Source organism: Gemmatimonadota bacterium (assembly GCA_009841265.1).
Classification (GTDB): Bacteria; JAAXHH01; JAAXHH01; order JAAXHH01; family JAAXHH01; genus JAAXHH01.
The window spans coordinates 980,376-994,432 of record VXMB01000009.1 but is presented as its reverse complement, the minus strand read 5'-3'; the positions used below and the strand labels follow the sequence as shown (position 1 = coordinate 994,432).

At 60.1% G+C, this 14,057-nt stretch carries 16 protein-coding genes; 15 read left to right on the top strand and 1 reads right to left on the bottom strand.

The window, feature by feature from the left end:
* Positions 1–82 precede the first annotated feature (82 nt).
* Genes F4X08_09205 through F4X08_09195 form a run of 3 tightly spaced genes read left to right on the top strand, consistent with a single transcriptional unit; the run spans position 83 to position 2,218 of the window.
* Positions 83–1,417 carry an insulinase family protein gene (locus F4X08_09205; protein ID MYD25976.1) on the top strand — a complete coding sequence of 445 codons (1,335 nt, stop codon included), beginning with the start codon at positions 83–85 and terminating at the stop codon, positions 1,415–1,417.
* 7 nt (positions 1,418–1,424) lie between these two features.
* Positions 1,425–1,877, top strand: a complete 453-nt coding sequence (locus F4X08_09200; GenBank protein ID MYD25975.1) for a dUTP diphosphatase — start codon at positions 1,425–1,427, stop codon at positions 1,875–1,877.
* Positions 1,874–2,218, top strand: a complete 345-nt coding sequence (locus F4X08_09195; GenBank protein ID MYD25974.1) for a phage holin family protein — start codon at positions 1,874–1,876, stop codon at positions 2,216–2,218. The genes F4X08_09200 and F4X08_09195 overlap by 4 nt, the downstream gene beginning before the upstream one ends.
* 78 nt (positions 2,219–2,296) lie before the next feature.
* On the opposite strand, the gene F4X08_09190 is transcribed toward F4X08_09195, so the two are convergent.
* Positions 2,297–3,232, bottom strand: coding sequence for an alpha/beta hydrolase (locus F4X08_09190; protein MYD25973.1), 936 nt, complete (start codon positions 3,230–3,232; stop codon positions 2,297–2,299).
* A 381-nt stretch (positions 3,233–3,613) separates the two neighbouring features.
* Here F4X08_09190 and F4X08_09185 point away from each other — a divergent pair, with 381 nt between their 5' ends.
* From F4X08_09185 to F4X08_09130, 12 genes are all read left to right on the top strand, one after another.
* The gene (locus F4X08_09185) at positions 3,614–5,071 is read left to right on the top strand and encodes a hypothetical protein (GenBank protein ID MYD25972.1); all 1,458 of its coding nucleotides are present in this window, start codon (positions 3,614–3,616) and stop codon (positions 5,069–5,071) included.
* 1,053 nt (positions 5,072–6,124) lie between these two features.
* Positions 6,125–6,823: a zinc-binding alcohol dehydrogenase gene (locus tag F4X08_09180; protein MYD25971.1), complete on the top strand. Its 699-nt coding sequence runs from the start codon at positions 6,125–6,127 to the stop codon at positions 6,821–6,823.
* Positions 6,824–6,880: 57 nt separating this feature from the next.
* Complete coding sequence (locus F4X08_09175) at positions 6,881–7,369, top strand: hypothetical protein (GenBank protein ID MYD25970.1); 489 nt, start codon at positions 6,881–6,883, stop codon at positions 7,367–7,369.
* 182 nt (positions 7,370–7,551) lie between these two features.
* Positions 7,552–7,794 carry a MoaD/ThiS family protein gene (locus tag F4X08_09170; protein MYD25969.1) on the top strand — a complete coding sequence of 81 codons (243 nt, stop codon included), beginning with the start codon at positions 7,552–7,554 and terminating at the stop codon, positions 7,792–7,794.
* A gap of 5 nt (positions 7,795–7,799) precedes the next feature.
* The gene (locus tag F4X08_09165) at positions 7,800–8,093 is read left to right on the top strand and encodes a hypothetical protein (protein ID MYD25968.1); all 294 of its coding nucleotides are present in this window, start codon (positions 7,800–7,802) and stop codon (positions 8,091–8,093) included.
* 4 nt (positions 8,094–8,097) lie between these two features.
* Positions 8,098–9,633: an OmpA family protein gene (locus F4X08_09160; GenBank protein MYD25967.1), complete on the top strand. Its 1,536-nt coding sequence runs from the start codon at positions 8,098–8,100 to the stop codon at positions 9,631–9,633.
* Positions 9,634–9,708: 75 nt separating this feature from the next.
* Positions 9,709–10,374 (top strand): RraA family protein, encoded by a 666-nt coding sequence (locus F4X08_09155; GenBank protein MYD25966.1) that lies wholly within the window; start codon positions 9,709–9,711, stop codon positions 10,372–10,374.
* Entirely contained in the window at positions 10,374–11,279 is a 906-nt protein-coding gene (gene ftcD / locus F4X08_09150; GenBank protein ID MYD25965.1) for a glutamate formimidoyltransferase, read from the top strand. Before F4X08_09155 ends, ftcD begins: the two co-directional genes overlap by 1 nt.
* Before the next feature lie 115 nt (positions 11,280–11,394).
* Positions 11,395–11,835 carry an Rrf2 family transcriptional regulator gene (locus F4X08_09145; GenBank protein ID MYD25964.1) on the top strand — a complete coding sequence of 147 codons (441 nt, stop codon included), beginning with the start codon at positions 11,395–11,397 and terminating at the stop codon, positions 11,833–11,835.
* 10 nt (positions 11,836–11,845) lie between these two features.
* Entirely contained in the window at positions 11,846–12,793 is a 948-nt protein-coding gene (cysK, locus tag F4X08_09140) for a cysteine synthase A (protein MYD25963.1), read from the top strand.
* Positions 12,794–12,819: 26 nt separating this feature from the next.
* Positions 12,820–13,137: a MoaD/ThiS family protein gene (locus F4X08_09135; protein ID MYD25962.1), complete on the top strand. Its 318-nt coding sequence runs from the start codon at positions 12,820–12,822 to the stop codon at positions 13,135–13,137.
* Positions 13,137–14,057, top strand: coding sequence for a homoserine kinase (locus F4X08_09130; protein ID MYD25961.1), 921 nt, complete (start codon positions 13,137–13,139; stop codon positions 14,055–14,057). The genes F4X08_09135 and F4X08_09130 overlap by 1 nt, the downstream gene beginning before the upstream one ends.

Sequence of the window (14,057 nt, the reverse complement as noted above, 5' to 3'; positions counted from 1 at the left end):
GCCAGTATGATCCGAACATCGCCGCCATGGCAGACGTCCGATCGGGACGCCATGGCGGCGGTCTTACCTGTACGATCCTCCCTTGCCAGAATCCACCGACCGTACCAGAAAAACCGTGCTTCCCAACGGCATCCGGGTGGTTACGGAGCACATGCCGCACGTCCGATCCGTGACGATGGGCGTCTGGGTGTGGTCCGGCACGCGGTTCGAACCCGCCGAGAAGCCCGGAATCGCCCACTTTCTAGAACACGCCGTGTTCAAGGGCACCGAGAAGCGCAACGCGTTCCAGATCGCCCAGAGCATCGAGAGCCTCGGCGGGTACCTCAACGCCTTTACCGGCCGGGAACTCAACTGCTACTTCGCCCGGGTGATGGACAGCCACCTGCCCGTCGCCGTGGACGTGATCGGCGACCTGCTGCAGTCCTCGAAGTTCGACCCCCATGAGATCGAGAAGGAAAAGATGGTGGTCATCGAGGAGATACACGGCCTCGAAGACAACCCGGAAGACCTGGTCAGCGAGCTTTACGCCAACCTGATCTGGCAGCCCCATCCTCTGAGCCGGCCGATCCTGGGTAATGTGCCTTCCGTATCGTCCTTCACGCGGAACCACCTCGTCGCGTACCTTGCGGCACGTTATCGGAACGACTGTATATACGTCATCGCGGCGGGGAGCGTGGACCACGAGGCCCTGGTCGATCTGGTGCGAGAACAGTACGATTTCGCTGGAGAAAGTCAGCCAGCGGATACGGATGTCGACGCGGATGTCGCCGGGGATTCTGACGCGGATGTCGACACGCATGTCGACGCGGACGTACGGCTCGGTTCGACGCAGCGAGGGAAGCGGCACAGGAAGCGTGTGCTGAGCAAGGACATCGCCCAGTTACACCTCTGCCTGGGGGGCGTCGCCCTGCCGTACGGCCACCCGTCGAAATACGCCCTGTTCCTGCTGAACGCTATATTGGGCGGCGGGATGACCTCGCGGCTGTTTCAGAAGATCCGCGAAGAGGCCGGGCTGGCCTACTCGATCTATTCGGACCTGGATTTCTACCAGGATACGGGCCAGATCTGCATCAGCGCCGGTGTGGACCCGAAGGACGCGCAGCGTGCGATCGACCTGATCCGTCAGGAATGCCGGGTGTTGTGCGAGCAATCCGTGCCGGAGGAAGAGCTCCGGGATACGCGGTCCCAGCTGACTGGAAGCCTGTACCTGTCGCTGGAGGAGTCCGGCAGCGTGATGAACCGGCTTGCGAGGGCGGAGATCTACGAAAATACCCACACCAGCGTGGACGAGACCGTCCGGAAGCTGGATGAAGTGACCACGTCCGATATCGCCGAACTGGCCGAGTCCATTTTCTCGCCAGAGAACACGTACCTGACGGCCGTCGGCCCCCTGTCGGAAAGCGATATCGACCTGTGAGCGGTCCATGAGCACGCCCGTCGTCATACCCATCGCCTCGACCCGGCCCGAAAGAGTGCATCCGGCGCCGCGAAGGATGACGCCCGGATCCGCGGGGCTCGACCTGTACGCCTGTGTCGACGAGCCGGTGGAAATCGCGCCGAAACAGCTCGAACTGATCGGGACGGGATATGCCATCGCACTGCCCCCGGGATACGAAGGGCAGGTACGCCCCCGGAGCGGCCTGGCGCTCAATCACAAGATCGGGGTGCTGAACAGCCCCGGCACGATCGACTCGGACTACCGCGGAGAGATCAAGGTAATTCTCTTCAATTTCGGTGATCAGCCCTACAGCGTAAGCGACCGGGAAAGAATCGCCCAGCTCGTCATCGCCACCGTACCATTCGTCGTCTTCGAAGAGGTCGACCGCCTCGATGAAACCGGTCGCGGCGCCGGTGGATACGGCCACACGGGAAGATAACCATGATCCTGAAAATGATCCTGACGACCCTGGCCATACTGCTGGTGACCAACGTGTACAGCGGCATCCAGGTCGATTCGGTAACCACCGCAATCATCGCAGCCGTCGTCCTGGCGCTCATAAATACGATCGTGCGGCCCGTCATCGTCCTCCTGACCCTGCCCATCAGCATGCTCACGCTGGGTCTCTTTCTCCTCGTCATCAACGCGGCCATGCTGTACGTGGCCGCCTGGCTCGTCAACGGGTTCGACGTGGGCGGATACTGGGACGCCCTGATCGCGTCCTTCATCATCTCGGTCGTCGTGGCTCTGCTGAACGGGCTGATCAAGAGCAAGAGCTGACCTTCCGCCGGGTCTCCGCCGTGTCCATATCATTCCTAAGGCCGACATGCGACACATCGGCGACTGTCCTGCAGTCAATCACGGGCTCTCGACAAAGCCCTGCCGGCTCAGGAAGTCCAGCATCACCGCTGCGCACTCCTCCGGTTTCTCGAGTTGCAGAAAGTGTGTCGTTCCGGGCACGAACTTATAGTCGACGCCTGCGGCGGCGCTGTAGTCAAACTTCGGACGGTTAGGATCCAGGGCGGGATCTGATCCGACGATCCGGGTGGGACAATGCAGGGAGGCGAAGTCCACAGACACCGCAGGTTGCGAGGCTTCATACCAGATCTGCGCTTCGTACTCGCGCGGGCATCGGAGCTCGTAACCCTGTCCCGTCCCGGACTCCCTGAGGGTCGTCCTGGCAACGAGATCGTAAACACCCGGCACAGCGTGCTGGAAGTAATGCAGATTGGCATGTAGTTCGGCGAGCTCTTCCCGGGCTCGAAACCACGGCTCCCTCACTCTGAGCATGTTGCCCGTTCGCACCGCCCGCAGCTCGAACTCCCTGTATATCGGGCCCTTGTTACACAGAGGCGGCGTGAACAGCACCATCGCGGAGTAGTGGCTGCCCCTCGATGGCAGGTGCATGGCGGCCAGGGCAGAAATGGAGTGGAAGACGCCCACCGTGGGTTTCACGCCGTAGAGCCTTTCGATCGCTAAGAAGATGCTGTCGTGGTCGCGTGAAAAAGCATCGAAACGATGGTTCTCCAGGGCTCCGACTTCGTTCCATCCATGGTTCCTGAGATCATGGACCACCAGGTCGAAACCGGCGGCCAGCAGCGACCAGAACGGGTAGTAGAGGTCGATGGCGAGGCCATTTCCGTGACTCAGGACAAGCCGGGGTCCCGCCGGATTCCCGTGGCGTCTCAGGACGATGACGGCGTCGTCGTTCACCTTGACGCTGTCAGTGGACAGCGGCTCGGGGATCTCCCAGATTGCTGGAGGTACTGTCAAAACAGCTTCCCTGCTCTTGATCTAGCGAAATCGAGCCAATTACAGTGGATCTCGATACGGACCTTCTGGTCCCATTCCCCTACGTGACAATATATCCCCATCCCAGCAGGGTTACAATATGACTTGGAGGGATAGCATTCACCGGTTGCATTTCACGATGACCCGAAGGTTACAGATGAAACGCGCCGAAATCCTCCCATTGGTACTCGCGCAGCAGGTCCGAACGATTCGGTGCGACGACAAGCGATCCATCAGGAACGCTGCCTAACCCTTGACAGCAGATTCATTGGCTTTTATCAATAGGCTTCCAAGCTGGCCTGGTCCGATGAGCAGGTCGCCGCACGCGCGGCTCGAGTCAGCGGTGCGAGCTCGACAGTATCAAAGGACGTAGAGAGAAACAGAATGATCCAGATCAAAGAAATCGACCTTCGCATCCAGAACATGCGCACGCGCATGCCCTTCAAATTCGGCATATCGACCATGACGGCCGTGCCGCACCTGGTACTCGGCATGGCTCTCGAGGTAGACGGCCGGACGGGCAAGGGTTGCTCGGCGGACCACCTGCCTCCGAAATGGTTCACAAAGAATCCGGAGACGTCCCTCGAGGAAGAAGTGGGGGACATGATCGCTGTCATCCGGCATGCCAGCGACGCCGCGTTGACCATTGGGCCCGCCCCCGATCTTTTCACGCTCTGGCAGGCACTGTACGAGGCACAGAAGACCTGGGGCACCGAGCGCGGCTTTGCGCCCCTCCTGTGGGGCCTGGGCACCAGCATGGTGGAAAGGGCCATGATAGAGGCTTTCTGCCGCCTGCAGGGCACGGATTTCGGCCAGGCGATGCGCGCAAACGCCTTTGGCCTCCAATTGGACGCTTTCAACCCGAATCTGAAGGGCCTGGAACCGGCCGATGTGCTGCCCGACGCCCCGATCACCGTCACGAACGTGCGCCATACCGTGGGGCTGGGAGACCCCCTGACCCGGCCGGAGATCCCGGCAGAAGAGCTGTGCAACGATGGATTGCCTCAGTCGCTGGACGAGGTCATCGATACCTACGGCATATCGTATTTCAAGATCAAGTTGTTCGGTGACGAAGAACGGGATTTTGACCGTCTTAAGCAGACGGCCGGGATCGTCGACGGGCGCCTGGACCGTTACGCCTTTACCCTGGACGGAAATGAGAATTACGGCGACATGGATTCGTTCCGGTCGTTCTGGGAGGCATTGCGGGCAGACCGCGACCTGACCGGGTTTCTGGGGCGACTGATCTGCATCGAACAGCCTCTACACCGCAACATTGCGCTGGACGAAGCAGCCAGGGGCCACTTTCAGGCCTGGCCGGACCGTCCCCCCTTCATCATCGACGAATCCGACGGTGATATCGGCGACGTGGAAAGGGCCGTGGAGATCGGTTACGCCGGGACGAGCTACAAGAACTGCAAAGGCGTGTTCAAGGGCCTTTCCAACGCGGCCTATCTGAAGTACCGGTCGAACCGACACCCGGAACATGCGTACGTGTTGACGAGCGAAGACCTTTCCAACATCGCACCGATCGCCCTGATGCAGGATCTCGCGGTGTTGGCCACATTAGGGGTTGACCACAGCGAGCGAAACAGCCACCATTATTTCAAAGGGATATCGGTCTGGCCCGATGACATACAGGAACAGGTAGTGAAATGCCATCCGGATCTGTTCGACTTGCATACGGACGGCTTTCCGTGCATGCGTATCCGCCAGGGCCAAATCAACATGGAAAGCGTCACGACGAGTCCCTTCGGGGTCGGTTTCGAATTCGAAGACCAGTTCAGTGCGCAACTCACTCCGCTGGATGAATGGAGTTATGCATCCCTGGAAGTTGAATAATCATTTTGGATGCGTTCGGGAATGTTCCGTTACGGTCTGTGAACGACGTTATATCGTTGGGAGCCACAAACCCAGAGAATGTGTCCATACTGTTGTACAATTAGGAATGGATTTGTACAATATTGATTGGACGATGTACAAATTATAAACTTATTGTACATACAACGCTTTCTATTTGTACAGACAACATATAATTTGTACAAAGGCTAAAAACGGACAGAAACGTCAAATTGTACACGCGAACAGTAACCAGGACCGGATTTCGATCGATTTCGGCAGGTGTGAGGAGCTGGATAAGGCACGTTTCGGGCCGAAAATGGGGTTTTTAGGGGTGGTTTCGAGCCACCCCCTGACCCTCCGGTAACCGGATTAGAGACGAAATAGATTTACATAATATCTATTATGCGAAGTAGGGTTTTGGAGGGGTAAACGATAGATTTTGGGGCCAGGAGCTATAAATCGGGCTAGAATGATACAAAAATCACCATGTACAAAAAGAAAGAGTGTTGTACATTTGTAATGGACGTACGTACAAAAATATAGATATTAGTACAAATGGCGATACATGGTATACAAAGACATATAGTATTGTACGGCGTCAATTTATACAAACCAGTGAATAATTGTACATAGTGTGGGCACGATTGTACATTAAGTAGATAAATTGTACATTCGTCGAATTGGGTTCCTCTTGGCATTCAGGTACATTCCTACCGGTTAAAGACAATAATCCGCGTTTCATAACAATAAGTTACTTCATTGCGTCCACGTCGATTTATCAGCACAGAGTTACGAAAGATTGGACTAGAGGAGTATGATCTTCCTCCGGTACCGAATGATGGCGTACTCGTCCAGAACGAGTATACGGCTGTTAGCGTGGGCACGGAGATATACAACTATATAAATGGATGCGAACCTGGTGGAACGCCGAGGTTTCCGCGATACACAGGTTATTGTAATGCGGGCGTTGTTTTGGAGGTTGGAAAGGATGTAAAGGAAATTGTTCCGTGCGACCGTGTCACCGGACAGGGGAATCACTCGAGTCATTCGATAATGTCTGGCTTAATCTACAAGGTGCCGGCGAACGTATCATCCAGGGCCGCGGCTTTCATGGTAATGGGGGCGACTTCGCTGCATGGCCACCGCGTTGCCCGTCCGGAACTTGGCGAGGCCGTAGTGGTGATCGGCATGGGCATCGTGGGCCAGTTGGCCGCCACCTTTGCGACATTGAGCGGCGCCGTACCCGTAATCGGCGTGGATCTGGATGACTTTCGCCTTCAGAAGGCCCGTGAACGCGGGGTCGACGTATGTATCAACCCGGAGAAAGAACCCGATGTGGCCGAAGCAGTGCGCCGGCATTGCATGGCAGACGGTGCGGACCTGGTCATCGAAGCAACCGGCATTCCCGCTGTATATCCGATGGCGCTGACCCTGCCGCGCCTCGGCGGACGTCTGCTCGCCCTCGGTTCCCCGCGCGGATCGGTGGAGGTGAGCTTCTTCCACGAGGTCCATCTGCGCGAAGTCACGATTTTGGGCGCTCACCAGCCCAAAACGCCCGACGAGTCCGACCTTTACTACCCCTGGAGCCAGCGAAGGGACCGCGACCTCGTACTTCGGCTCATGAGTGAAGGAAAACTGCCAATCGAGGACCTAATCACCCACGAAGCCAGCCCCTCCGACTGCAAGGCGGTCTACGACATGCTTGCGGATGATCCCAGGGAGGTGCTGGGGGTGGTGTTCAGGTGGCACTGATGTAGCGGGCAGGACTGGCGGCCGTCCTGGTCGTCATGCCGGAAAGGAGGCTAGCAGGTGAGTTCATTCTACGTAGCATTGCTGAGCGCGATTACCATGATGTTGGTCATAACCGTGGTAATATCCGCCTGCGGTGACTCGCCGACGGAACCGGTCGAACAGGAACCTGAGGACGAGCACGAACACGAGCACGACGAAACAGAGCGGCCACCCGGCGAGTTGATGCCCACGCTATCGAGCATCCAGAGCCTTGTGTTCAACCCCTCGTGCGTCTCGCATCATGGATTAGACGATGCCGCCGCTGGTCTCAATCTCGCCGAAGGCCACTCCTTCAAAAACCTGGTGAACGTACGCAGCACCCAGGTGATGCTCGACCTGGTTCGACCCGGTGATGCAGAAAACAGCTACTTGATACATAAGCTCGAAGGCCGTGAGGGCATTGAAGGCAGGCAGATGCCTTTGGGCGCTTCTCCTCTCTCGGCCGCTGATATCGCCGTCATCAAGGCGTGGATAAACAGTGGCGCTGAAGAAGGCGACCATCACTGATAGATGGTGGACGCGGTAAGATAGACTCCCCTGAACATCCGCCCCCATTTTCTCCTTGATTGAACCGTGATTTTCCCGTAAAGTTAACGGTCAGGAATCACCCATGAACGGGTATGTCCGGGCGCGCATAACCATCTGTAAAACAGGTATTTACCGATTACTAGAACTGGAGAGGATGCCCCATGACCGTTTCCGTCAAGCTCTTTGCCACGCTGAGAAAATACCTGCCCGAGGACGCGGTCAACAAGACGGCGACGATTGAGCTCGGTGACCAGGCCAAGGCGAGCGACATCATCTCGCAACTGGCCATCCCCGATGGACACATACATCTGATCCTGATCGACGGAAAACACTCGGCTGAAGATACCCCGCTGACGGATGGCGCGGTGGTCAGCTTCTTCCCGCCGATAGCCGGCGGGACCTAGAGCAGGTGTCCTGCCATACTTATTTCGGATTCAAGCTGGAAGACGCCGTCCGGGGCCTGAAAAGAGCGCTGCGGGACGAGAACATCCCCGTGGTGTCCGTCCGCGAGGCCGATGATCGGGTCGTGTTCGCGGTCGATGTCGCATCCAAAACCGGAGAGATCATCGTGGCCTACCATACCACGAAGTCCCATCCCCTGGCCAGGCTGGGTGATATCCCTGCGATTGAGGTCACGGTCGACGATCACCTGCCCGATGTCAAACCCGTGCTGACCATGGCCTTCCTGAGAGGCGGAGGTTGACCTCATGCGTGCCGGTTTCCTGGTTTCCCTTTGCCTGTGTATTTCCTCCTTCCTGACGGCTCCCTTTCCGGCATCGGCGCAGGGTTCCGGCAGCAGTAGCAGTAGTGCGGCCGGCCGGATCGCCGTGGCCACCGCCTCCCTGAATCAGCTTTCCGATCAAGACGCCGGTTTCCTGATTCCTGATACTTTCAACAAAGTCCGGGAGGCCTACGACCGATATACCCGCGATATCCGGGAAGGCAAATCGTCCCGGGATATCGAGCGGTCCTATGCCGAATTCGAGGCTGCACTTGCCCAGGCGCGGGAACGGCTGGAACGCGTGAACGAAATGCTGATGGTGCCGCTGGAGAAACGGGCGGCGGCCCAGCGGGCGAACGCCCCCGCGATGGTTCCGGAGGCCTTTGAGGAGGCCGAGAGACGCCTCGAACGGGCCATTTCCAGGCTGGAAGACGACCGGGTCTCCGATGCCTTCGCCGAGGGACAGGAAGCGGCCATGCGCTACGATGAAGCGAGATCGTCGGTAATCGAGATGTCGCTTATCGGATCGGCGCAGATCGGACTGGCCGAAGCCGAGAATCAGGATTGGGACCGGTTGGCCCCGGCGTCCTTCGCGCAGGCCCGCCGGTTGGTGGACGAAGTAACCGGTGCGCTGGACCGCGGGGAACCCCTGTCCGCCGCGCTCAGAAACAAGGCCCAGACCGCCGATTACGCGGTACGGCGCGCGATCGAGATTGCGGCACAAGTCGATGGTCTTCGCAGCGATCCAGGTAACTGGGAGCGCATGTTGCTGTCACAGGAGGATCTCGCCCGGCAGGCCGCCGACATGGCGGGGGTCGGCGCCGACTTCCTGGCCAATGATCCGCAGACGATCATGACGGAAAGTCTGCGCACCCTCGCCGCCCGACAGGATTCACTTGGCCGCCTTCTCCAGCTGGCAGAGGTCGACGTCGCGGCGCTCAGGGCCGAGGTCGATTCCCTGCACCAGGCGATCGAGGAACAGCAGATTCGCCTTTCGTCCATGGTGGAGAGCTACCAGCAGGACCTTCAGCGCAGGAAGGAGGAGTTGGATCGGGAACGCCGGGAACTCAGGGACTATCTGTACGAGAAGACCCAGCTGGATGCCGCAGCACAGGCCCAGGAGCGTTTTTCGGATGACGAAGCGATCGTGGTGCGAGACGCCGAACGTCTTACCCTAAGGCTCATCGGGCTGTCCTTCCAGGCGGGAAGAACGGAAATTCCCGGGAGTGCGCGCGGGTTGCTCGAGAGACTCGGGGAGTTTCTCCTGTTGTATCCTCAGACACGCGTTGCCGTGGAGGGCCACACGGACGCCACCGGCGCGGAGGACAAGAACGTCACTCTCTCGAAGTCCCGCGCCGACGCGGTCATGCAGTTTCTGGCGGACCGATCCGGTGTTGAGACCGAGCGTATGACGTCCTCCGGCCTGGGCAGCGCCCAGCCCATCGACAGCAACAATACGCGCAGGGGCCGGGAACGGAACCGGAGAATCGACGTGGTCCTGACCTTCACCAGAGATCTTTAATAGCACACGCGCCGGCGCATATGCGCGCGATGCGTGTGTTACGCGCGATGCGTCCGTTGCGGGGAGAACGCGAAATTGAGCAAAAAAATAAGCAGCGATATGTACGAGGATATGAAGGAGAAGCTGTTTTCGGCGGTCATCGCGGACGCCCTGGACGCCTGCGGATACCGCGACCAGATCCTCCGGCACGATATCAGGCCCCTGTTTCCCGATGCGGTTGTAATGGGCCGGGCGCTGACCGTGCTTTCCGTCGACGTGTACGACATTCCGGATGAGCCCTACAAGCTGGAGCTTGAAGCCGTGGATGCGCTGAAGCCCGGGGACGTCTTCGTGGCGCAGACCAACGGCACGACGCGCAGCAGCCTCTGGGGCGAGCTGCTCTCGACCGCCGCGGAGGCCCGGGGCGCGCGCGGCGCCGTGATCGACGGGTTTACCCGGGATTCGCAGGCCATCGCCGACATGGGCTTTCCGCTGTTCGTCCGTGGTATCGCGCCCTATGATTCGAAGGGCAGGAGCGACGTCATCGCCTACAATACGCCCATCGATTGCGGCGGCGTGAAGGTCTGTCCGGGCGATCTCGTTTTCGGAGACTTCGACGGGGTCGTGGTCGTCCCCCGGGTCGTGGAAGAACAGGTACTGAAAGCGGCCTTTGAAAAGGCGGCCGAAGAGAAAGAGGTCAAGCAGGCTCTGAAGAACGGCATGTCCGCCACCGCCGCCTTCGAGAAATACGGCATTCTCTGATGAAGCCCCTTGTCGAGTGCGTGCCCAATTTCAGCGAAGGGCGCGATTCCGGCATCGTGGAGGCCATCGCCGCCAGCATCGCCGCCGTCGACGGTGTCCACCTGGCTGGCATGGAAATGGACGGAGACCACAACCGCTCCGTAATCACCTTCATGGGTGCGCCCGAGGAAGTCGCCAGGGGCGCTTTCGAAGCCTGCAGGACGGCTCGGGACCTGATCGACCTGAGACACCATCGCGGCGTACATCCCCGGATCGGCGCCACGGACGTCATCCCCTTCATACCCCTTTCCGACTGCACCATGGACGTCTGCGTCTCCCTTGCCCGGGACTACGGCGGGGAGATCGGCCGATCTCTCGGGATTCCGGTTTATTTCTACGGGCATGCCGACCTGGATGCACGGCGTGGCGAGCTTCCGGATATACGCCGGGGTGGATTCGAACGTCTGGTCGGGGAGATGGAAACAAACCAGGACCTCGCGCCCGACGCGGGACCGGGCACGGTTCACGTTTCCGCCGGCGCCACAGCGGTCGGCGTCCGCGATATCCTTGTCGCCTACAACGTGAACCTGGACACCGATGACGTTCGTGTCGCCCGGCGAATCGCGCAGAAGGTCAGGGAGAAGAACGGCGGCCTGCCCGGGGTCCGAGCTCTTGGACTGCTGTTGCCGGAACGGCACCTCGCCCAGGTGTCCATGAACCTGACCGACTACCGGCAGACGGACATGGCCCGGGCTTTCGACGCCGTCGCGCGCCTTGCGGAAGCGGAAGGGGTCGAGGTCCTGGAGAGCGAACTGGTCGGACTCGCCCCCCGTGACGCCCTGGGCGGGGCGGTGCCCGGGGACCTGCGCATGGAACCCATGGATTCCTCCCGGTTCCTGGAATACCACACTCGCCTGTTCGCCTGATCCCCGATCCGGTTTCAGCCCCTCGTCAGATCCGTATTTTCTTGACTCCGTACCGCTCTCCTCTTATAATGTTGACTAAATTAGTAAACTAAAATCCGGTGGCCAGGGAGGACGGATGAGGGTTTCAGCCAAGGCGGAGTACGCGTGCAGGGCCGTGCTGGAATTGACAAGGTACCACGACAAGGCGGAAGTCATCCACATCAGCGACATCGCCGTCCGCCAATCCATTCCCGAAAAATACCTCGTTCAGATCCTCCTGCAGCTTCAGCGCGCCGGCCTGGTGCGGAGCAAGCGCGGAGCGACCGGGGGCTACTCGCTGGCGCGGGCCCCGGGTGAGATCTCCCTGGGCGACGTGATCCGGGCCATGGACGGCGCCCTGATCTCCGTCGAAAGCCTTTCCGGCGACGCCGAGATAACGGACCAGCTGAGCGGCCAGCACGTATTGAAGGACGTTTGGATGGGGGTGCAGGAGAAGCTCGGCGAGATCATGGACGGCATCACGTTCGAAGACATTTCCAGGCAGGCGCAGAAGAGCCTGTCCATGTACTACATCTGAAGGATAGCCCGTGGCCTCCGGGAACGGAATATACGACAGCGCGCTCGACCTGATAGGCAACACCCCCCTGGTTCGCCTGAACCGGATCAATCATGTCCCGGGGATCGACCTGCTTGGCAAGCTTGAGTCAGGCAACCCCGGCGGCAGCGTCAAGGACCGCGTCGGCCTGAGCATGATCCTGGACGCCGAGCGACAAGGCCTGCTCAATCCGGGCGGCACGATCGTGGAGCCGACGAGCGGCAACACGGGGCTAGGCCTGAGCATGGTGGCCGCGGTTCGGGGCTACAAGGTCATCCTCGTAATGCCGGACAACATGAGTTCGGAGCGGCGCGTGCTGCTGACCTCCTACGGCGCGGAGCTGGTGCTGACACCGGGCATGCTGGGCATGGCCGGCGCCGTGCAGAAGGCGGAGGAGATCCTCGCCGAACATCCCGACTACTTCATGCCCCAGCAGTTCAAGAACCCCGCCAACGTGGAAATTCACCGCAAGACCACGGCCGAGGAGATCTGGGACGCGACCGGCGGAAAAATCGACGCCTTCGTGGCCGCCGTGGGCACCGGGGGAACGCTGACCGGCGTAGGGCAATTCTTGAAAGAGAAGGACGATCGCATCCGCGTGATCGCCGTGGAACCCTCGTTGTCCCCCGTGATATCGGGCAAGCCCGTGGAAAGCCTGGTGCACGCCATCCAGGGCATCGGCGCAGGGTTCATTCCCGATATCCTGGACCGGTCGATCATTGACGACGTGATGTTGATCGATGACGAGGACGCCTACCAGACGGCCCGTCGCGTGGGCCTGGAGGAAGGACTCCTGGTGGGCATCTCGGCAGGCGCCAACGTATGCGCCGGCCTCAGGCTGGCGGAGGACTTGGGAGAAGGCCGAATCGTAACCATCCTGTGCGATACCGGAGAGAGATACCTGAGCATCCGGGAGTACTTCGAAGGACAGAGCGATTAAGCACGACTAAGAGGAGGATCCGTTAGATGGCCGTTACCGTTCGCATACCAACCCCGCTGCGCAAGTTGACCGATAACCGGTCCGAAATCGAAATTGACGGCGAAACCGTCGAATCGCTGATCGGAAACATGGAGGCATCCTACCCCGGCATCAAGGATCGGCTCTGTGACGAGTCCGGAAAAGTGCGGCGGTTCATCAACATCTACATCAACGAAGAAGACATCCGGTTTCTGGACGGTACGGACACCACAATCAAGGCCGGAGACCGGATTTCCATCGTGCCCGCCATCGCGGGCGGCCAGGACGATCCGCACGGTTCAGGCAGTCCGCGGGACCGCGGCTGATGTCCTCCGTGCGGGTGCGCGTTCCCGCGACCACGGGCAACCTGGGTTCCGGCTACGACTGCGCCGGCATGGCCCTCGGCCTCTACAACACCATCGAGTTATCCGAAACGGAATCCGGCCTGGACGTGGTCGTGGTGGGTGAAGGGGCCGAAGTGGTACCCCTCGATGAAGGCAACCTGTGCATCGTCTCCGCCCGGGCTGTTTTCGACGCCGCGGACTGGCAGCCCGCCGGTCTCAAGGCGCGCATGCACCACGCCATTCCCGTCTCACGGGGACTGGGCAGCAGCGGGGTCGCCATCGTGGCGGGCGCCGTGGCGGCCAATGCCCTCGCGGCCAATGCCCTCGCGGGGCGGCCGCTGGGCACACCGGAACTCCTCCGTATCTGCTCCGATTTGGAAGGGCATCCCGACAATGTCGTTCCGTCCCTGCTCGGCGGTCTTTCCGTAAGCGGCGAGCGGGCGGGAACGATCGTATACCAGACCTTCGCCGTGCCCTCCGACCTCAAGGCCGTCGTGGCCATCCCCGAATTCACCCTCGATACCAAGGTTGCCCGCGGCGTCCTGCCGGACACGGTGTCCATGGAGGACGCGGTCTACAACCTCTGCAGCGTGGGCATGTTGGTGGGCGGGATGGCGTCGGGGAATTACGCTTTGCTCCGGGAGGGCATGGCCGACCGCTTGCACCAGCCCTACCGGCAGCACCTGGTTCCTGGTCTGGCGGAAGTCACCATGGACGCCCTGGACGCCGGCGCCCACGGCGCGGCCCTCAGCGGCGCTGGACCCACGGCCATCGCACTGGCCACAGAAAACCACGAGGGTATCGGCGAAGCCATGGTCGATGCCTTCGCCCGGCACGGCGTTACCGGACAATACCGGATCCTCCCCATAGACAACGAAGGTTGCCAGGTCCTGCCGGACTGA

Bases quoted from the DNA above. Each gene is read 5' to 3' on its own strand.
- ftcD (MYD25965.1), top strand. From the start codon at position 10,374: ATGAAGCCCCTTGTCGAGTGCGTGCCCAATTTCAGCGAAGGGCGCGAT.
- F4X08_09200 (MYD25975.1), top strand. From the start codon at position 1,425: ATGAGCACGCCCGTCGTCATACCCATCGCCTCGACCCGGCCCGAAAGA.
- F4X08_09130 (MYD25961.1), top strand. From the start codon at position 13,137: ATGTCCTCCGTGCGGGTGCGCGTTCCCGCGACCACGGGCAACCTGGGT.
- F4X08_09185 (MYD25972.1), top strand. From the start codon at position 3,614: ATGATCCAGATCAAAGAAATCGACCTTCGCATCCAGAACATGCGCACG.
- F4X08_09135 (MYD25962.1), top strand. From the start codon at position 12,820: ATGGCCGTTACCGTTCGCATACCAACCCCGCTGCGCAAGTTGACCGAT.
- F4X08_09160 (MYD25967.1), top strand. From the start codon at position 8,098: ATGCGTGCCGGTTTCCTGGTTTCCCTTTGCCTGTGTATTTCCTCCTTC.
- F4X08_09145 (MYD25964.1), top strand. From the start codon at position 11,395: ATGAGGGTTTCAGCCAAGGCGGAGTACGCGTGCAGGGCCGTGCTGGAA.
- F4X08_09180 (MYD25971.1), top strand. From the start codon at position 6,125: ATGTCTGGCTTAATCTACAAGGTGCCGGCGAACGTATCATCCAGGGCC.
- F4X08_09170 (MYD25969.1), top strand. From the start codon at position 7,552: ATGACCGTTTCCGTCAAGCTCTTTGCCACGCTGAGAAAATACCTGCCC.